A 20,300-nucleotide genomic window follows, 5' to 3' on the forward strand; every position below is an offset into this window, starting at 1 on the left:
GGCTCTTTTGATTTGCATAAAAAAGGCGAGGATTCGTTTTTGACCTCGGTCTTTACTCGTTATGAATCATTAGTAGGCAATACCGACGCGTTGATGTACAAATTCCTTCGAATTTAACTGCTGATATAAAAAGTGTGCGGTGTCTTCAACTGAAATTTTCTTTCCATCTATAGGGAGAAAATCTTTCTCATAGCGATATGACCGTGTCACTTCTCCATCTGGTAAATAGGTTGGACAAATAATGGTCCAATCTAAATCAGTCGATTGAAGGAGTTCAAACGCTTTGGCATGCTCCTTAGCTGCTCGGGAAGTGGTCCGCTTTGATTCATTTGTTTCAAAACGGTAAAGCTCCGGCTGCTGCCTTGCTTTTAAAATGCCTGCCGTACCTATTGTAATAATTCGTGATGTATTTGATTGCTTCATGGCTTGTACGATATGCTCCATTGAAACAGATAATGTATCATCACCATCTGTCGATAGACAGCTCACAACAATATCTGCTCCTTTGATTGTCTCAAGCACATCATCTCGATTTCTTGAATTGCCGGTGACTTGAAACATACCCGCAAGCATTTCTTCTCGGTTTGTCCGAATCAATGAACGAACTATGTAACGATCATCTACTTGAATGAAACGAAGAAATGCTTGTCCTACACGTCCATGAGCACCGAAAAGAGCTATTTTCATCTGTTCGATCCCTCCACTACATACTATAAGTGAAAAGAACCGAAAATGGTACAACTTTTATGTGATGCTTTTTTTATAAAGGTGAAAGGACCGAATGCTATGAGCATATTCACATAATAGAGAGATACCTACGAATTGTAGAAGTTCAAAGTTCATACCGGAAATAATGTCCATGAAGATCCGCTCCTTTCTACTACATGATATGAGATGGAAAGGAGGTTGGTGAGGGATAATAACAAAAAAAGAAGACACCTTAAGAGGTGCCTTCTATGATCCAAATATGAAATTAAGCTTTTGTTCCACCCATGTGTTGTTGAGCGTAAGACACAAGACGTTTTGTGATTTCTCCACCAACTGAACCGTTAGCGCGAGCTGTAGTTTCTGCTCCAAGGTTAACGCCAAATTCAGAAGCGATTTCGTATTTCATTTGATCGATTGCTTGCTCTGCTCCAGGAACTAGTAATTGATTTGAACTATTAGAATTAGCCATGATGTGAATCTCCTTTTTGTATATGATTTTTTTATGGTTGGGTTTGCTGGAGTCGCACCAGCGAAATGATCAAGTCATTTGCCACTTGGCGAAACCCAATGCAGTAACTTCTTTGTACTAAGTATTATGGTGATTTTCATAAAAAACATACGAGAAAAGGACATGGTAAATGTTGTTCAACATGCAAAAAAACCATCACTCAATCATGAGTGATGGCACTGCATATATTTCTTTATTCAGCGGAACGAATGCGGAGCTCCGTATCCGAGTCAAAGAAGTGGGCTTTGTTCATATCGATGGCAAGAGGTATAGATTGTCCAGCCTGAACATCGGTACGAGAATCAACACGTGCAATAAAAGATTGACCATCGAGAGAAGAGTAAAGCATCGTTTCTGCTCCCATTAATTCAGCAACTTCTACGCTCGCATTGATCTTTGTGCCCTCAGATGCTTCTATAAACACGGGTTCATCATGAAAATCTTCTGGTCTGATTCCAAGGATGATCTCTTTTCCGATATAACCTTGGCTGCGTAATACCTTCATCTTTCCTTCTGGTACACGTATATGCGTTTTTCCAACTGCAATGGCACCGTCAGAGAGCTTTCCTGTGAAAAAATTCATCGCAGGAGAGCCAATGAATCCACCTACAAATACATTCTCTGGATTTTCATATACATCCTTCGGCGCTCCAACCTGCTGAATAAAGCCATCTTTCATTACGACAAGACGAGTAGCCATTGTCATTGCTTCAGTCTGATCATGTGTGACATAGATAAATGTCGTTTGCAGACGTTGATGAAGCTTAGATATTTCAGCACGCATTTGAACGCGAAGTTTTGCATCTAAATTAGAAAGCGGCTCATCCAAAAGAAAGACCTTTGCATCACGCACAATTGCTCTACCGAGTGCAACACGTTGTCTTTGACCGCCGGACAGCGCTTTTGGTTTCCTGTCTAAATATTGCTCAAGCCCTAATATTTTAGCGGCATTTCGAACCCGCTCATCAATTTCTGATTTCGGGAATTTTCGCAACTTTAATCCAAAAGCCATATTATCGTATACATTCATGTGAGGATATAATGCGTAATTTTGGAAAACCATTGCGATATCCCGGTCTTTTGGTGCTACATCATTCATCCGTTTTCCATCTAAAAGAAAATCCCCTTGTGAAATCTCTTCAAGCCCTGCAATCATGCGAAGGGTTGTTGATTTTCCGCAACCAGATGGACCAACAAACACAATAAATTCTTTATCTTCTATATGTAGATTAAAGTTGTCTACTGCTGTTACCTTGTTATCGTACACTTTATAAATTTGATTAAGCATCATTTCAGCCATAGATGATAACCTCCCCATTCATTTATTGAAAGCGCTTCACTTGTATATAAAGTGTATAAAATGGGGAAGTGTCTGTAAATGGACAACGTGCACAACATCTCATTTTCATTTTTGGGCAGGGTGCTCATGTCACTGATTGTTATGAAACGTCGAGAAGATTCATCATAAAATAAACAGCAGATGCTTCTGGAAAATGTCGTATATCAATTGCTGTGCGCTCAATAAATTTATCGATTCGATATTGAAGGCTGTTTCTGTGAACATATAAAGCTTTTGCTGCCTTAGATGCATTTAAGTTACATTGCATATAAGTCATGAGGGTACGGTAAACATCCCGATCAAGAATCGCCTCTTTAAAAGCATCTGAAATGGCATGAGAGAGGATGGGTTCATCGTAACGCAACAGTGAGGGCAGACATTGATAAAATGTGCTAATCCCTGACCTAACCTTGCCTCGCTGCATATGGTCCAACACAAGCTGCTGTTCATTTAACAATTTCTTCTGTAAATGTTCATTTGGCAAATGGAGCTGTCCTTGTAAAAAGACTGAGTCTGTTAAAAAGTCACTTGTAATGGCTAGAGACAAATCATATAGCAGTTCTAACTGACTGTTTTCTGATGTAGCGTTTGTTTGAATCAGCATCGCTGTATCAGCGCCTGTCCAAATGAAATGAGTATGTTCGAGGCTGTGGACCACAGCCTCTTTTATTTGCTGCCTTTGTTCAGCTTGATGGGACATTTTAAAATAATACACACGGACGGGGTGCTGTACAGTTAGTGATGTGTTATCGAATAGATAGCTGTACCATTTTTGTTCATCCTCAGTTTGCTTTGTATGAGATAGATCAATTGGTGTAAGGAAAGTATTGAGAAGAATTATTTCTCTTGCTGTAAGCTTTGATTTGTCTACTCCAAATAATTCGCCTTCGTCTGTTTGATACCAAAGAATTTGATGATCATTTGTAGGGGAGCTGATGATATGCTCTCCGTAAACATGCTTTAATTTTTCTAACATGGCGAAGCTCCTTAAACAGTTTAATCATAGACATGGAACAGCATTAATTCGTGGATTTCTTCTTTTAAGGTTGGTTCGACTTCATGGGGCGGAAGCTGAGAGCCCCATTCAATATCACCTGTTTTGTGGTAGATACCTTCGTAGTGTGCACCATTGTGAAAAAAGGATATTTTCCACCCTGGCAATTGTGCTTTTTTAAAGAGAGGTTTCCATTGAAAATGAGAAATCATATCATTATTGCCTCCTTGCTTTTATTGATGAACCAATAAATAAACACGACAATACGGAAACAACCTTGAACTTGATTTTATTGTATCTCATCTGATGAAAAGAGCATAGGAAAAGCATAGATTTCATAACATCATCATTTAAAACAAAAACAGTCAGTAGACGTTAGTGTAATCTGAAGTTGTTAAGTCTGTTTGTGAAAGGTAAGCTGCGTAATCCATCAAATTTTTTCCGATCAGTCTTTCTGAGTTTCGCAATGAGACATGCTGGAAAACATCGCGGCCAGGTCGAGAATTGGCTTCAAACATCCAGATAGCTCCTGTCTGGTCAATGCCTAAATCAAAACCGATTTCACCAATATGACCGGACACTTTTTCATCAATGACTTGGCTAAGTGTAATGGCAGTATAAGAAAGCTGCTCTAACATTTTTAAACGCGTCTTCTTTTCTGGAAAAACATCATATAGAGTTTTCACCGTACCGCCATATGAATGATGAGTCGTGACGGTGTGATGGCCAGATATTTTTGCTACTGCTGCCGTGACTGTCCAATGACCGTACTTATTTTTATTGGTATGAACTCTGAAATCCATTGGTTGATTGTCTATTTGTAGTAGTGCTATGCCTTGTTGAGCCATAAAGTCTTGAATTGCATGGTCCTTCCGAAGATTGGTCACGAAGTGCTCTACTGAGTCAAATGGAACAGCCCTTCCTTGATTTGAGCTTACAGTGATTCCATAAGTCGTTTTGTTTAATTGATAAATACCGTCGCCATGACTTCCATTTGACGGTTTTAAGTAAATGACCTCATGTAGATGGAGGAGTGTTTCTATTTTATTAAGAGCGTCTACCGGATCCAATTGTATGGAATGGGGAAGAAAAGGACATGTTTTTTCATCTGTTAACAATTGTTCATGAATATCCCATTTATTAAAAAAAGAAGGGTTGAACCAAGGAATGTCATAGTCTTGCGTGAGTTTGCGTTTTGTTTCTTGAACGAATGCTGACTGAGCTGCCTTTCTATTTGGAAGACGATCGTAAATGACTGAGGGCAAGGGCATCTTTTTTTTAATCCATGTTTTCTGTTGATACAACAATCCTTCAACTATTCCTTTATCCCAGTCAATCGAATGAGTACCAAAAAGATAGGCAAAACCGACATGCTGTTTGAAAGAGTGCAGCAGGTTAATAAAAAAATCTGATCTCGTTCCTAGTGGCTGCGTGCTTTTCTCAAAACCTGCGGTGAAAATACCAAGCAGCGGCCCTATAAACAAGGTATGATCGATGGCGATCACATCAGCTCTTGATTGATAAGGAATGAGTAAATCTTTATATAGATCTTCTGATAATAAAATTTTATTTGGATGTTGATGATAGGAAACGGTGAAGTCATCTACTAGACGAGAACCTAAAGCAAGAGAATAGATCACCTCCTGCTGTTTAAAATGGACGGGAAGATGAATTGTTTTTTCACTTGCGGGATGAGTGGCGATGATGCAACGATTTTTGTTCACGAGAAATCTCCTTCGGTTGTGACTTCATCGATTGAGCATGTGCAAGAATGGTACGAATCAATTCATTTTCCTTGTCAGGATAAGCTTTTAAAAAAGCGGATCGACCTGGCTTTGATCTTATATTTGATATAAAAAGCCTGCCTTCCCTTGTATGGAGTAAGTCTACAGCGAATTCAAAGCAAGGAGAAAAGGTTTTATCTATATATGCTGGCAGAAATGCTTGAATAGATGCTATATCATCTAAAAGAAGCTCTCTGATGTGCGGTTGCAAGGTATTGATATAGTGATCAAAGCCTATCATGGAGGCTGTTTTTTGTGTAATGCTTAAATGACTATTTTCTGCAGGTAATTTTGTGTGAATCCCTATGCGATTCCATTGATTTTGTGAATCTTTCATCAGGAAAATCCTTATTTCATTGAATAAAAAGTCTTTTTGATCACTCGTCTGGAAAAATTGAAGGAAATATCGGCCTACATACTTTTCGCACCAGCGCTCTATATCTGATGGACGCGAAAATGTGATGACTTGCCCAGGATTTTGCTGAACAGTGAAAGTGTTGTCTTTTAAGAATATGAAGTAAGTAGATGTTGCATGGTGTTGAGAGAGCGGCTGCATTTTACAATAACCGTCTTTCCTTAACATGCTAAGAAGGTCTGATGGGTCTTTTAATAATGAGCAGACAGGTAAATATGGCTGCAAAGATGGGAGAAGGCGGAGCTGCTCGAATAGCATCATTTTATTTGAAATACCTGTATTTAGAAAATCTGTTTTCGGATACTTTTTCAGCCATTCCATGATTGGTTTTGCTTTTTTAGATTGTGCGTCATGCTTGTAAAGGCATCGATCGTAAATCAAGTCAGGAATCTCAAATTCTGCTGCTGCGAATCCTTGACCATCCGTAAAAGTTTGACCTTGTATCATATTTGAAGCTGGCTTTAAATCAAATGGTGTAAAACGAACAACCTTTAAACCATAAGCAGGGGCAGCTTTGGCTAGCCCACGAGTGAATGCCTCTTCATACTTCGGAGAAAGAGTCACAATACCTAATGTTGATGTCATTAAAAAACACCTTCTTTTCAACTTCTTTTTTTAACAGCAGAAAAACACTTTTTCACGATTTTACATAAAGATTGCGTTCCTTTATCATTACGATAGATCAATTGATCATATGTCTAGCAGCATGCTTCATTTGCTTGAGGACATGACAAGAACTATAATACGAATAGATTAAACCAATAAACATCGGGTGTTGTTTGAAAGGTAGATGACGACTTTGAATATATTCACAACGTTTCTCTTTATGATTGTTATAGGAGCCGTTATAGGAGCAGCGACAAACCATCTTGCGATTAAAATGCTTTTTCGCCCTTATAAGCCGTATTACTTATTCGGGAAACAGCTTCCTTTTACACCGGGGCTCATTCCTAAAAGAAGAGATGAAGTAGCGAAGCAAGTTGGAGTCTTGGTTATGGAGCATTTGCTCACACCAGAAGGTATTCAAAAGAGATTTGAATCATCTGAGGCAAAGCAGGAGATCTTGCATACAGTCCATCGATTGATTGACAAAGGCGCTGACATGGAGATTACAGTGCTCTCTTTGTTAGAAAGATTCGGTGTATCACATGCTGACGTCAAAGCAGATGAATGGCTTCATCATTGGTCTGATCGGAAGCTCGCTTCACTGCTAAAAAAATATAACGAGCAAACGTTATCTGAGTTACTCCCATTAGAAGTGGAAAACAAAATTTCGTCAAAAATTCCAGATGCAGCAGATTATATTTTAAAGAGAGGCATTCATTACTTTGAAAGTGAAGAAGGTAAAGCGAGGCTTGGCAATATGATTGATGATTTCTTAAAGGAACGAGGCATGCTTGGCGGTATGGTTCAAATGTTTTTAGGAAATTCAAGCTTAATTGACCGAGTACATCCTGAAATCATTAAGTTTTTAAGAAATGCAGAAACAAAGAAGTTCTTAACAGATTTACTAGTTCAGGAATGGGAAAAGGTGAAACAATTTTCACTTCAGGAACTGGATGATAAATGGAATGTAAAGGAGCTTGCTTATAGTGTGAAAAAGCAATTGCTTTCACACTTCTCTACAAAGGTGATATTGGACAAGCCAGTTGGATCTTATGTCAGTGAAGTAGCTGTTGATCTCAAAATATACTTGGCACCAGTGCTTGTCGATAAGGGAATTAAAGCAGCATCAAATGCATTAGAGGGACTGCTCGCAAAGCTCAAGTTTGAAGATATCATTCGTGAGCAGATTGAACTTTTTCCGCTTAAAAAAATGGAGGAGCTTGTCATTAGCATTTCCAACAATGAACTTAAGATGATCACGTTTTTAGGCGGTTTTTTAGGAGGATTAATCGGCGCAATCCAAGCAATCTTTGTCACGCTCTTTTAAAACAGACTAGAGAAAATTTCATGAATTCGTTGTATATATGTGAAACGAAAGCCATAGTTTGTTATAGTGGAGTGGTGTCCGCCGATCATATCGGTGATAACGGATAGAAAGGAGACATAACATGTCTGTAAATGTTTATGATGTTGCATATGACCTTGAAAAAGCACTGCGTCATAGCGAAGAATACTCAACTCTAAAAAATCTTTATGATGAGGTTAACGCGGATGAGTCCTCTAAAAGAATGTTCGAGAACTTCCGTGACATTCAAGTAAACCTTCAACAAAAGCAAATGACTGGTCAAGAGATCACACAAGAAGAAGTGGAGCAAGCACAAAAAACAGTGGCACTTGTTCAACAGCACGATAAAATCTCTCAGTTGATGGAAGCAGAACAACGTGTGAGTGTTCTCATCGGAGAATTAAATAAAGTGATCATGAAGCCTCTTGAAGAGCTTTATGGGAATCCAGAAGAAAATTAATGAAAAGGGCGATGATATTCGCCCTTTTTTTATTTAACAAGTTCCCTGTCTAACTTTTCAAAAAAAGGTTGTCGAAGCTCATAAATTCTGCGATAATACTTATATTGAAAGTGCTTTCAACAAGCGCTCTCATGGGGCAATTGGGTGCGTTTCACTTGGGATTTAAGGCGATTAGCCAAACGAGAGAAGCGCTTCTGGGAGAAACGCAAAGCATAAGGGGATCTGATATAAGCAATGCTTTGGTGTGTGAAAGATAAGGGGATCATGGGGAGCTTCATCACCTCATTGTGACGCATCCAAACCATACATAAAAAAAAGCCTAGGGGTAGGCTTTTTTTATTTGCAAAAGATTCATAACAGACAGAGCTCTTTCAACTGCATGTTCTAAAGCACCAAGCTAGGGCATATCCTCATCGTAAGTACAGTCATCAAGAAGGGGGATGCCTCAGTGTCAAAAAAACTACTTGCACTCAATATAGATGGAACGTTACTTCGTTCCAATGGAAAAATCCATTCCGCTACAAAAGAAGCTGTGGAATACGTGAAGAAAAAAGGAGTTTACGTGACGCTTGTCACCAACCGGCATTTTCGTTCCGCACAAAAAATTGCCAAGGCGTTGAAGATTCCAACGTCAACCCTTGTGACGCATAGTGGTGCATTTATAGCGAATAAACTCGATGAGCCACTTCATGTGAAGAAACTAACGGAAGAAAAAACATTTAATCTTGTACAAATTCTTGAAAGCTTTGATTGTAATGTTCGCTTGCTACATGAGAAATTCTCAATTGGCAACCGGAAAAAAACGCAGTCACAGCTGATGGGAAAGACGTTGATTCATCCGTCTGATCCGATTTTCTATCCCGTGCAATTTGTTGAATCGTTAAGTGATATGCTGATGGATGAACCGGTTAGTACACCAGTGATTGAAGTATATTCAACCAGTGAGCTTCAGCCTGAAATTCACCAAACCATTCAACAAGCTTTTCCATCTGTCGATCTTATTCAGATCAGTGATGAGAAAATGAATATTGTATGCAAAGGTGTATCGAAAGAAGCAGGGCTTTCTCTTTTGACCTCAGCTTTAGGTTTAACTTTAGAAGATACGGTGGTCATTGGGCATGGAACAGATGATATCCCAATGCTCGAATTGGCTGGCTTAGGCGTTGCGATGGGAAATGCAACTCATACTGTTAAGCGTAAAGCCGATTGGGTGACACGCTCGCACGATGAACAGGGAGTCGCTTATATGATCAAAGAATACTTTAGAATGCAGCAAAGAGAAGGATTTTTACATCAATTCGATATTAAACGATAATTAGACGAAGGCTCTGTCAATCAAGAAATGGCAGGGCCTTCAACTGTTCCAGTCATTGCTTTTCCTACATAGATTTTGTAAAATGAAACAAGTTTGAAGATAAAGGTGATACGATGCGAATTTTAATTAAAGGGCTGTCAGATGATCGATTTCATCGCCCGCTTGTCAATATAGCCAATTTATTTGAAGAAGATAGTGAAGTGCTGTTTGATCCAGGTGAATTGGAAGATGGCTTCACCATGGTGTTTAGCTGGGAAGAAGAAAATGGAACGGTGAAAGCATCTGGTTATATCGCTGGATCAGACATCACTAGTCGTTTTTCGCGAGACGTCCCAGAGGGTTTGAACGACAAGGAGCGCTGGAAGCAAATCAAAAACACAGTGCTGTCTGTTTATTTACATCTGCTTCAGGAGTACACAGGAATGACGCAAAAGTGGGGTATTCTCACAGGGATACGTCCTACAAAATTACTTCATAAAATGCTGAGAGAAGGTATGACAAAGGAAGATGCGCATGCCGCATTAAAGCGTGATTATTTGATTCATGATGAAAAAATCGATTTGATGCAGGAGATTGTGGACCGTCAGCTTCAAGCGATTCCGGATCTGTATGATCTTCAGCAGGAAGTAAGTATTTATATTGGTATTCCTTTTTGCCCAACAAAATGCGCTTATTGCACGTTTCCTGCTTATGCAATTAAAGGACAAGCCGGAAGAGTGGGGACGTTTTTGTTTGGTCTGCATTATGAAATGCAAAAAATTGGTGACTGGCTAAAAGAACATCGGATCAAAGTGACAACCGTTTACTTTGGCGGTGGTACGCCGACGAGTATCACGGCGGAAGAAATGGATTTGCTGTATGAAGAAATGTATCGCTCGTTCCCTGATGTGAAACATATACGGGAAGTGACTGTCGAAGCCGGGCGTCCTGATACGATTTCGCCTGATAAGCTAGAGGTGTTAAACCGATATCATATTGATCGAATTAGTATCAATCCACAATCGTATGAGAATGAAACACTGAAAGCCATTGGCCGGCATCATAGTGTAGAAGAAACGATTGAAAAGTATCACTTATCAAGAGAGTATGGTATGAATAACATTAATATGGACTTAATTATTGGTTTGCCAGGAGAAGGGCTCAAGGAATTCCAGCATTCCTTGAATAAGACTGAAGAACTTAAGCCTGAATCGTTAACTGTGCATACGCTCTCCTTTAAAAGGGCGTCTGAGATGACGCGTAATAAAGACAAATATCAAGTAGCAGACCGAGAAGAAATCACACGTATGATGGATGAAGCAGTTGCTTGGACGAAAGCACATGACTATCACCCTTATTATTTATATAGACAAAAAAACATCTTAGGGAACCTTGAAAATGTCGGATACTCATTAGATGGACAGGAAAGTTTATATAATATTATTATTATGGAAGAAGTGCAGACAATCATTGGGATTGGATGCGGTGCTGCTAGTAAGTTCATTGATCCGCGTTCAGGAAAAATTACGCAGTATGCCAATCCAAAAGATCCAAAATCGTATAATGACCGTTATGAACACTATACTGAGGAGAAAATTCAATTTCTTGAGTCATTATTTGTTCCTCACGTTTAAACACTGCGGTGACGCAGTGTTTTTTTCATCTGTAAAAGGGTATATAAGTGATAAAAAGTTAAAGCAGGTGTACATATGATTGATGTGATCGGAATTGGGGTTGGGCCTGCCAATTTAGGGTTGGCGGCTTTGTTAGAGGAGTATGAAGATGTTTCATGCTGTTTTTTTGAACAGGAGACGGAATTTGCCTGGCATCCTGGCATGCTGATCAAAGGAACGGATTTACAAGTCTCCTTTTTAGCTGATCTTGTGACGATGGCGAATCCAAGGAGCAGATATACATTTTTAAATTATTTACATGAATCAAATAGACTTCACCGTTTCTATACATTTGAACAGTTTGACATTCCACGAAGAGAATTCAATGAATATTTATCATGGGTCGCACATGAATTAGATAGCTGTCATTTTGGGATGAAGGTAGAAGAAGTGACGGACTGCCAAGGTGGTTATCTTGTGAAAGTCAGGTGCTTGAAGGATGGATCGCTTTCTGAGTATCGGGCAAAGCATGTCGTGCTCGGAACAGGGAGCAAACCGATGATTCCGGTTGATGTACCTGATGCTGCACTGCCTTATGTGACCCATAGTAGCCGTTATTTAGACCAGCAGAAAGAACTTCAAGAAGCTGATGCAGTGACGGTGATTGGTTCTGGGCAGAGTGCAGCCGAAATCTTCTTAGACCTGCTCCAGCATCAGAAGAAAGGGCAGCAGCTTTCTTGGTTTACACGATCTAGTGAATTTAGAGAGCTAGAGACGGCTGAGCTTGGTCAGGAGCTGTTCACACCAAAGTACGTCGAGTATTTCCATTCACTTCCTTATGAAGAACGAATGAACACATTGCCTAGGCTGACTGGATTAAGAAATGGGATAGATGCATCGACGCTCTCACGTATTTACCAGGAATTATATCATCGGTCTGTTTCAGGTGAGGAGCCATCTGTGATCATTCAACCCATGACCGAGCTTGAAGCCATTCAGGTGGAGGAGAATCAGTCCCTCAAACTGAACCTAAAGCAGTGGCAGCTAAAGAAAGAAAAGAGCATAATAGTAGATCGTGCTGTATTGGCTACAGGATACACACCGAATATCCCGGCGTGGTTTAGTGCGTATGAACCTTTAATTGAATGGGAAAGTGAAGAGCATTTTAAAGTGACAGAAGACTTCAAGCTTGTATTCAAAGACAAGCGTCCGCATCATTTCTTTACATTTACGAACCTAGATCACTCTCATGGAACAGCGGCGACCAATTTAAAACTATCCATCTACCGCAACCAGAAAGTGATTCAAACCATTCGCGGGGTCAAAGAAGCGCCATTCAAGAAGGAAACAGCCTTTCAGCAATTTGAATAAGAGATAAAAAGGGCCCAAACATAGGGCTCTTTTTCATTAGATTGTTGTTTTAACAGTTATGCTTGTTTTGGTATCAACTAATCCTGAAATTTTTTAAACTGAGGAAAAGGGATTATTCGGGTTGAAATGGAAGTAAGTCATGTGTTTAAAAAAAGGGGGATGGATGATGACATATATCAAGTGTCAGCTAAATGGGGATATTTTTGAAATCGTTTTCAATAGGCCGGATGCTTACAATTCATTTCATGTGGACATGTTTGCTGAATTCAAAGAGGCATGTGATGCGGCGGAGGAAAGTAGTGCAAAAGTCGTTGTGATCAAGGGCGCCGGAAAAGGGTTTTCAGCAGGCGGAGATATTGGCATGATGCTAAAGCAGGAAAGTGAAGAGGATTTCCATCGAGTGATGGATTTGATCGAGGGGATTACGCTTTCTCTAGCAGGTATGAAAAAAGTGACGATTGCTCTTGTCCACGGGTCAGCGGCAGGGCTTGCCTTTAGCTTTGCTTTAAGCTGTGACTACCTGTTTATGCATCAAGATGCAAAGCTCGCCATGAATTTTAATGGAGTAGGCTTAATTCCAGATGGCGGAGGGCACTTTTTCCTCACAAAAAGAGTCAGTGAACAAACCGCGAAACAATTGATTTGGAGTGGACAAAAGCTTCCTGCTGAAGAAGCGCTAAAGCTGGGCCTTGCAGACGGCGTGTTTCAAGAGGAAGTCAATGCGTATCAAAAAGAATGCGTGAAGCCATTTATGAACATGCCGCTTCAAGCATTTATCGAGACAAAACGAATTTATTTCCAGCAGTCAGAGTCACAGCTGCTAGCCGTTCTTCAAAAGGAGAGGGCAGCACAGGCAAGACTGAGGCAAAGCCATGATCATAAGGAAGGCATTCAGGCATTTTTAGAAAAAAGACGACCTGTATTCCAGAATGTATAAACGAATGTAAGTCCGGAGAATGCCGGCTTCAGCGTGTAGACAAACCCTCGCATTCGGTGTCAGGTCTCTGCTTCGGTGCTCACGAATGTTCAATTCGCTCCGCTCCGATGCTCGTCCTTCCTAGACTTCAAAGGTTTTCTATTACGCTGAAAAGAAGACAAAGGGCTAAAATAAAGATCATTTTAGCCCTTTGCCAATAATGTGAGGCGGGCGAATGCCGGCTTTTTTAACGTTCAAATAAAAGCAGCTTGCCTGCATCATCAACGAGACGATGAGAATGCTTCGTGTATTGCTGTTCTAATAAGCGATGGCGACCTAATTCCTTTGCCTTTTCATCACTATCTGTTGTGATTTTTTCATTTAATAAAGTCTCACCGGATGGGTCAAATACAGTTAAAAAGTATGTCTTCTCCATTCCTCAACTTCCTTTCCTCTGCTTTTCTATGTAATTAAACAAAGAATAAGACAAAACCTCCTTTTTATCCCTTAAAAATCTGTTTTTTAGAATAAGAGTGATAGAACGTGCATTCGCAAAAATGGCATGATAAAATATGGACAATGACAGTATCGGACAAGGAGATAGACGTTTGACTAAGCTCACTTTTATTCATGCCGCAGATTTACATTTAGACAGTCCATTTGTAGGAATGTCGAATATCCCTAGCTTACCCTTTAAGCGGCTCAAAGAAAGTACATTTCAAAGTGCTAAGAACATCTTTGATCTCGCCGTTGAGCGGGCAGTAGACTTTGTGCTGCTGAGCGGAGATTTATTTGATGAATCCAATCGCAGCTTGAAAGCACAGCTGTTTTTAAGAAACCAGTTTGTAAGACTGCAAACACACGGGATTGAAGTCTTTATTATTTATGGGAATCATGATCATTTAGGCGGTGAATGGACACCGATTGAGTGGCCCGAGAATGTACAGGTCTTTACGAGTAGTACACCAAGTGAGCTCTCCTATTATCGAGGGGATCAGCTTTTCGCGAGTATTTATGGGTTTAGCTACAAAGAGCGGGCTGTCTATGAAAATATGACATCTCATTATGTCAAAACGACAGATGCTGCCTATCACATTGCGATGCTTCACGGCACATTAGCCGGACAAGAAGGACATGATGCATATGCCCCATTTCAGCTTCAGCAGCTCATAACGCGGGATTTCGATTATTGGGCGCTTGGACATATACATAAAAGAGCCCTTCTGCATGAAGACCCATATATTATTTACCCTGGTAATGTCCAGGGCAGACATATAAAAGAAACGGGAGAAAAAGGCTGTTACTTGATTCAACTCTCCGAAGATTCACGGGCAGCGGATTTTATTAGCTGTGCAGATATCATCTTTGAGAAACTGGCAATAGACATCACAGAAACGGCTCATATGACGGACCTTGTCATACTTGTGGAAAGCAAAATCAATGAACTGAAAGAGGACGGCATTCCTCATTTTGTGAGAATTGAATTGACAGGTGATGCGCCTTCTTACCTTGAGCATACTCAGCTTGAAGCCCTCGAGGAGCTGATGACTGTTTTTCATGAACAAGAGGAAGATGAAGATGTGTTTGTTTGGGTGATGTCAATTGACTGCCGAACAAACGAGGAAGTGATCTATCCAGAAGATTCCTTTTTGAAGGAACTAACGGCAGAAATTGCTCAGTTTGAGTCATATGAAGAGCTGCTTTCACCGATCAAGCGTCACCCAACCTACAGGAAGTCAGGAAAAGCGCTCACACAAGAGGATGAATTGGATATAAAAGAAGAAGCGCAAAGGCTGCTGACAGAACAGCTAAAGCAATTATGAGAAAAGGAGAGGCACAATGAAAATACGTTCACTCCATATCGCCCATTTCGGTAAATTTTCAAATCGCACCTTTCACTTTTCTGATGACGGTTTTCAGCTAGTTTACGGTCTGAATGAATCGGGGAAAACGACATTGAAAACGTTTATTGAATCGATGTTATTTGGTTTTCCAAAAAACAAGATGTACAAGTCGAAACAGGGTTCTTTTTATGGTGGTTCCCTCACTTGTCATGATGACGAGATTGGCGTTATTCACATTGAGAGAACATCCGACCGCGGTGGGCATGCACAGGTGTTTTTACCGAATGGTGAAGTGAAAGACGAAGCTTTTCTACAGGCGCTTTTAAAGGGAACGGATCGCAGATTATATCAATCAATCTATTCGTTTGATGTGTTTGGACTGCAAAATGTCCAAGCCTTAAACCAGGATCAGATAGGCGAATTTCTACTTTTCTCAAGTTTATTTGGCTCAGATGCAGCCACCAAGATGGATAGCAGGCTGCTAAAGCAACAGGAACAGCTGTTTAAACCAAATGGCCGCAAGCCTGAATTAAACCAGCAGCTTGATCGTTTAAAAGAGCTGACAGGTCAGTTGAAACAAGCGAGATTGGTAGAAGGTAGCTATACCGAAAAGAAACGGGAGCAATCTGAATTAACGGAGACGATCGAAAAGCTTCAAAATGAAATGAAACAAACGGAAGAACACCTTCAGAAACTGACTGAATCCATTCAAGTCTATCCCATGATTGAGAAAAAAGTGGAGTTGAAAAAGGAATTAGCCCGCTTTCCAGACCGAGTCAAACGTTTTAGAGCAGAAACCAAGCATGAGCTTGATAAACTAGAATCACACCTTCACCCGAAAAACGCTCAATTAACTGCACTGAAACAGAAGTTAGATCATTTGCAAACCTCACTCGTACAAGTTCAACCGCTTTATGACAAGGATACCTTAATGGAGATGAATAGAGTCGTAGATGAAGCATCGAATGCTGAGCTTGTGAAAAAACGCATAGCAGAGTGTCGAGCAAACCGTGATTCATTGAAACAAAAAATAGACGAAGCGGAAGTAAAGCTAAAGTGGGAGCGCCCGATAAAGCTCGAACAAATCGACGATTCGCTTGAATTTGAGTGGGAATTAAAGGAGACTGTCACTCAATACATCCGTCTCATGGACAGAAAGGCGCAGTTAGATGAACGTTTTGATCACGCGAGACATGAGCTGGACGAAGCAGAAGCTGTTCTAAAAGGGTTAAAGGAACAGCAAGTAAAACTGCACGGAGCAGAAGATGATGCGAATAATACAAGATCGAAAAAGAAACCGATTGATTCACAGGCGTCGCTATTCCAAGGCTTGATCGCATTTGATGTGGTGTTTCTGTTTGTTCTATTCTTTTTAACAGAGTGGTGGATCACACTATTATTTGCGGGATTTTCTGTTTTTCTCTTCTTTGTCATTTACTCATTCAGTCAAAGAAACTCTAATAAACAAAGAAACGGAGAAGACGCCTTAGATTCCTTTCAAGTGCAGGCAGCTTCTGCTGAAACACTTATGAGGCAGAAGGAGCTGCTCTACGAAAGAATCATCCGGCAATATGAAGACTGGGAGCTAGAGCTCGAGCCTGTCCAGCAGCAAGTAGAGGAAAAGAAGAGACAGCTTGGCTTGTCGTCTGAGCTTTCTTTCCTAGTAGAGGCCTTCCATATTCTAAAACAATTAAAAATGAATACAGCGGCATATGACGAGTTTCAGCGTGAAATAGAAAAGCTCTCCGATCAGCAATCGATTTATGAGCGCAAAGTTTCAGCGTTAAGCAGTATCCTTCAAAAAAAGGAAGGAACTATTCAGGAGAATATTTCAGTCTTTCAAGAGATATTGAAAGATGAGACGAAAAGAGAAAAAGAACGCCAGACATTACATGTATCCATTCAACATGCGATGCAGCAGCTCACGACACTAGAAGGTGAAATTCAATATTACGAAAAACAAACGGATGAGCTTTTTCGTCAAGTAGAAGCAGAGTCCAAAGAAGATTACCAAGTGCTTTCTCATCTATCGAAAGAATACCGAGAACGACTTTCTGAGCTGCAGCAGCTGAATCAAGAGCTTCATAGAAGCGGTTGTTTTGATGAGGAGGAATGGATTGTTCGCAAAGGACTACCTCTTCTTGAGGAGGAGTGTGCCAAAGCAAAGCAGCACCTTCATGACGTTCAATTGAATGCGGAGAATACGGAAAAACGTTTAGCAGAACTAGCGGTGGAAATACGGCAAATAGAAGCTTCTGGAACAGTGTCTGATTTGACTCATCAGCTTACCGCAGAGCAGGAGCATGCGAAGCACCTCGCGAAAAAGTGGGCTGCCATTCAGCTTGTCCGCACCGTCATACGAGAAAAATTGAATGAGCATAAAGAAACAAGGTTGCCTGCATTGCTTCACACAGCCTCTAGTTTTATCCAACCGTTAACAAATGATCGTTATGAAGCGATTTTATTTTCACCTGAAGATGATTTGCTCATGGTGAAAAGAATGGATGGACGAATATTCCGCCCAGAGGAGCTTTCACAGGCAACGTGTGAACAGATCTATCTGGCGATTCGTTTTGCGCTTGCTTTGTCTCATCAGCAAGATTGCCAGCTTCCGTTTATGATGGATGACAGCTTTGTTCATTTTGATCACGTTCGTCTAGGCAGAGTGCTGGAGATGATGAACGAACTCACACGTTTTGAAACACAGCTGTTTTATTTCACCTGTCATGAGCATATGAAGCAAGCAGCAGAAGATGGACAGGTTACGAGTTTAGCAGTTGAATGATTGACAAATAATGACTTATGTTATACTTATATGAGCAGAAACATGGAAGGAGCTTTTATTGAATGGCTAAAGGGATCATGACCTATGATGTCGGCGAACAAGTTGACCTGCATTTATTAATTAAATCATCTACTAAAGGGATTGCGAGTAATGGCAAACCATTTTTAACGTTAATTCTTCAAGATCAAAGTGGAGATATTGAGGCGAAATTATGGGATGCGAAGCAGAATGATGAACAAACCTATGCCGCACAAACCATTGTGAAGGTAGTTGGCGATATTCATCATTATCGCGGGAGGAATCAGCTGAAACTTAGGAATATACGCCCTGTTGCTGAAAATGAGCAAATTCGAATTGATGATTTTCTCGAAACAGCTCCTATTCCAAAGCATGATATGATGGATACAATTATGCAATATATTTTTGATATGAAAAACCCTAATATACAGCGTGTCACAAGACATTTGCTGAAAAAATATGGACAGGAATTCGCTGACTATCCAGCAGCGACAAAAAACCATCACGAATTTGTTTCTGGTCTTGCTTATCACGTAGTGTCCATGCTGCATTTGGCTAAATCAATTGTGGATCTATATCCATCATTAGATCGAGATCTTTTATATTCAGGCATCATTCTTCATGATTTAGGAAAAGTCAAAGAGCTTTCAGGCCCAGTCTCAACCACCTATACGGTGGAAGGGAATTTAATTGGTCATATATCAATTATGGTGACAGAAATTGCGAAAGCTGCTGAAGAGCTTGGGATTGATTCAGAAGAAATTTTAATTCTACAGCACTTAGTACTAAGTCATCACGGAAAAGGTGAGTGGGGAAGCCCGAAACCACCAATGGTGAAGGAAGCCGAAATTCTCCACTATATTGATAATTTAGATGCGAAGATGAATATGATGGATCGTGCGCTTGAGCATGTGAAGCCAGGAGAATATACAGAACGTATTTTTGCGTTAGAGAATCGTTCATTTTATAAACCAACTTTTCACGAGTAATCATGTGAGAACGTCCGCTTATGCGGGCGTTTTTTTCATAACTTGTCTTCTTTTTGCATAAGCATGTAACACAAAGGAAAAGAGAGCTGTTCTGAAAAAAAGGAGGCGATGAAAAAATGTTGTTTTTTCCATGGTGGGTGTATGCATGTATCATTGGCATTATTTTCTGTGCGTATAAATTAATGACAACGGCCAAAGAGGAGCAAGAGATTGATCAATCCTTTATTGAGAAGGAAGGAGAGATTTTTATCGAGCGAATGGAGCAAGAAAGAGAGCGCAGACGTCAGGGACAGCAAATGAAAAGATCCCAAGATTCGGCGGCACATGAAGATCACTCGATTGCTTAATCAGATGTTATAAAAACCCCTCTGCCTGATCACGGCAGAGGGGTTTTTGGTGATTATTGGTTTTGTTGTTGTTGTTGTGCAGGTTGTTGAGATTTTTCTTTAAACGTGTTTTCAAGCTCTTTATCTTTTACTTTCACATCTGCATCTTTCACCAATTTGTTTAAGATGGTTTGGATTTCATTTGTGTCTGCTTGTTTTTGATCAAGTAGTTCTTTTTTCAAGTCTGCTTTCATGTCATCATATTTACCGCGTTCTTCGGTCTTTTTAATGATATGGTAGCCGAATTGTGATTTCACTGGTTTGCTGATTTCATTCACTTTTAGTTTGAATGCAGCTTTACTGAAGTTCTCGTCCATTTGACCTTCTTTTGCGAACCAGCCTACATCTCCGCCTTGTGCAGCTGAAGCAGTATCAGTTGAATATTCAGACACTACAGCATCCCATTTTTCACCTTTATCTAATTTCTTTTCCACTTCGTCAGCTGTTTTCTTATCAGCTACAAGAATGTGGCTTGCGCGGATTTTCCCTTTTAGGTCATCGTAATACGCTTTTACTTCTTTATCAGTGATTTTGATGTTAGCTTTGGCAGCCTTTTGAGTCAGCAGCTCATATTTCACTTGATCTTTGATGTAATCTTTTCCAAATTCATCTTGAAGTTGTTTTAAACGATCTTCACCAAGTGTCTTTTTATATTCTTCCATTTTCTTATCAATTTCTTTATCAGATACTTTGTATTTGTCAGCAAGAACCTTTTGTTGAACAAGTAGATTTAAAGCATCTCCACCTGCTTGTTTCTTAAGAGTTGTATAAAGCTCTTCTTTTGTGACATCTCCTGATTTTGTTGTTGCGATGACATCTTTATCACCGCTACTGCATGCGCCAAGAGTTAAAACACTAACTGCTGTTACAGCTGCTAAAGCCATTTTTTTCATTCAAAAAACACTCCTAATCTTTCCAATTTATT

Annotated in this window: 19 protein-coding genes; 10 read left to right on the forward strand and 9 right to left on the reverse strand. The window is 40.1% G+C overall.

All coding sequences use genetic code 11. From position 1 onward, the window contains the following. Nucleotides 1-69: 69 nt before the first annotated feature. The 7 genes from GPS65_RS10105 to GPS65_RS10135 form a co-directional block, all read right to left on the reverse strand. Nucleotides 70-687, reverse strand: coding sequence for an NAD(P)-dependent oxidoreductase (locus GPS65_RS10105; RefSeq protein WP_012009434.1), 618 nt, complete (start codon nt 685-687; stop codon nt 70-72). Between the two features lie 286 nt (nt 688-973). Beyond that, on the reverse strand, nt 974-1,177 hold the full coding sequence (locus tag GPS65_RS10110) for an alpha/beta-type small acid-soluble spore protein (protein ID WP_003210761.1): 204 nt from the start codon (nt 1,175-1,177) through the stop codon (nt 974-976). A gap of 232 nt (nt 1,178-1,409) precedes the next feature. Then, a complete protein-coding gene (locus GPS65_RS10115) occupies nt 1,410-2,516 on the reverse strand; it encodes an ABC transporter ATP-binding protein (protein ID WP_012009435.1) in 1,107 nt (368 codons plus the stop codon). Nucleotides 2,517-2,655: 139 nt separating this feature from the next. Further along, nucleotides 2,656-3,531 carry a helix-turn-helix domain-containing protein gene (locus tag GPS65_RS10120; protein ID WP_012009436.1) on the reverse strand — a complete coding sequence of 292 codons (876 nt, stop codon included), beginning with the start codon at nt 3,529-3,531 and terminating at the stop codon, nt 2,656-2,658. A 20-nt stretch (nt 3,532-3,551) separates the two neighbouring features. Next, nucleotides 3,552-3,761: a YheE family protein gene (locus tag GPS65_RS10125; RefSeq protein WP_003211787.1), complete on the reverse strand. Its 210-nt coding sequence runs from the start codon at nt 3,759-3,761 to the stop codon at nt 3,552-3,554. Between the two features lie 153 nt (nt 3,762-3,914). Continuing rightward, entirely contained in the window at nt 3,915-5,273 is a 1,359-nt protein-coding gene (locus GPS65_RS10130; protein WP_119124637.1) for a YheC/YheD family endospore coat-associated protein, read from the reverse strand. After that, on the reverse strand, nt 5,230-6,333 hold the full coding sequence (locus GPS65_RS10135) for a YheC/YheD family protein (RefSeq protein WP_161985411.1): 1,104 nt from the start codon (nt 6,331-6,333) through the stop codon (nt 5,230-5,232). The genes GPS65_RS10130 and GPS65_RS10135 overlap by 44 nt, the downstream gene beginning before the upstream one ends. A 214-nt stretch (nt 6,334-6,547) precedes the next feature. Between GPS65_RS10135 and GPS65_RS10140 the strand changes: the two genes are divergently transcribed. The 6 genes from GPS65_RS10140 to GPS65_RS10165 all read left to right on the forward strand — a co-directional run bounded on the left by GPS65_RS10140 (nt 6,548) and on the right by GPS65_RS10165 (nt 13,374). Then, on the forward strand, nt 6,548-7,681 hold the full coding sequence (locus tag GPS65_RS10140) for a DUF445 domain-containing protein (RefSeq protein ID WP_012009439.1): 1,134 nt from the start codon (nt 6,548-6,550) through the stop codon (nt 7,679-7,681). Nucleotides 7,682-7,802: 121 nt separating this feature from the next. Then, nucleotides 7,803-8,159: a YlbF/YmcA family competence regulator gene (locus GPS65_RS10145; protein WP_012009440.1), complete on the forward strand. Its 357-nt coding sequence runs from the start codon at nt 7,803-7,805 to the stop codon at nt 8,157-8,159. Nucleotides 8,160-8,607: 448 nt separating this feature from the next. Next, nucleotides 8,608-9,474 (forward strand): Cof-type HAD-IIB family hydrolase, encoded by an 867-nt coding sequence (locus GPS65_RS10150; RefSeq protein ID WP_012009441.1) that lies wholly within the window; start codon nt 8,608-8,610, stop codon nt 9,472-9,474. Nucleotides 9,475-9,587: 113 nt separating this feature from the next. After that, nucleotides 9,588-11,087 carry a coproporphyrinogen III oxidase gene (locus tag GPS65_RS10155; RefSeq protein WP_012009442.1) on the forward strand — a complete coding sequence of 500 codons (1,500 nt, stop codon included), beginning with the start codon at nt 9,588-9,590 and terminating at the stop codon, nt 11,085-11,087. 75 nt (nt 11,088-11,162) lie between these two features. Further along, entirely contained in the window at nt 11,163-12,437 is a 1,275-nt protein-coding gene (locus GPS65_RS10160) for a lysine N(6)-hydroxylase/L-ornithine N(5)-oxygenase family protein (RefSeq protein ID WP_012009443.1), read from the forward strand. Nucleotides 12,438-12,603: 166 nt separating this feature from the next. After that, nucleotides 12,604-13,374, forward strand: a complete 771-nt coding sequence (locus GPS65_RS10165) for an enoyl-CoA hydratase (protein WP_238389091.1) — start codon at nt 12,604-12,606, stop codon at nt 13,372-13,374. Between the two features lie 226 nt (nt 13,375-13,600). Here the strand turns inward: GPS65_RS10165 and GPS65_RS10170 are convergent, their stop codons facing one another. Then, nucleotides 13,601-13,789, reverse strand: coding sequence for a YhzD family protein (locus GPS65_RS10170; protein WP_012009445.1), 189 nt, complete (start codon nt 13,787-13,789; stop codon nt 13,601-13,603). Between the two features lie 172 nt (nt 13,790-13,961). Here GPS65_RS10170 and GPS65_RS10175 point away from each other — a divergent pair, with 172 nt between their 5' ends. The 4 genes from GPS65_RS10175 to GPS65_RS10190 all read left to right on the forward strand — a co-directional run bounded on the left by GPS65_RS10175 (nt 13,962) and on the right by GPS65_RS10190 (nt 19,336). Then, nucleotides 13,962-15,176, forward strand: coding sequence for a metallophosphoesterase family protein (locus GPS65_RS10175; protein ID WP_161985413.1), 1,215 nt, complete (start codon nt 13,962-13,964; stop codon nt 15,174-15,176). 16 nt (nt 15,177-15,192) lie between these two features. After that, nucleotides 15,193-17,982, forward strand: a complete 2,790-nt coding sequence (locus tag GPS65_RS10180; RefSeq protein ID WP_012009447.1) for an ATP-binding protein — start codon at nt 15,193-15,195, stop codon at nt 17,980-17,982. Nucleotides 17,983-18,044: 62 nt separating this feature from the next. After that, nucleotides 18,045-18,989, forward strand: coding sequence for a 3'-5' exoribonuclease YhaM (yhaM, locus tag GPS65_RS10185; protein WP_003211952.1), 945 nt, complete (start codon nt 18,045-18,047; stop codon nt 18,987-18,989). A 116-nt stretch (nt 18,990-19,105) separates the two neighbouring features. After that, on the forward strand, nt 19,106-19,336 hold the full coding sequence (locus tag GPS65_RS10190) for a sporulation YhaL family protein (protein ID WP_012009448.1): 231 nt from the start codon (nt 19,106-19,108) through the stop codon (nt 19,334-19,336). Nucleotides 19,337-19,389: 53 nt separating this feature from the next. Here the strand turns inward: GPS65_RS10190 and GPS65_RS10195 are convergent, their stop codons facing one another. Further along, the gene (locus GPS65_RS10195) at nt 19,390-20,268 is read right to left on the reverse strand and encodes a peptidylprolyl isomerase (RefSeq protein ID WP_012009449.1); all 879 of its coding nucleotides are present in this window, start codon (nt 20,266-20,268) and stop codon (nt 19,390-19,392) included. Nucleotides 20,269-20,300 lie beyond the last annotated feature (32 nt).

Source organism: Bacillus pumilus (assembly GCF_009937765.1).
Classification (GTDB): Bacteria; Bacillota; Bacilli; order Bacillales; family Bacillaceae; genus Bacillus; species Bacillus pumilus_O.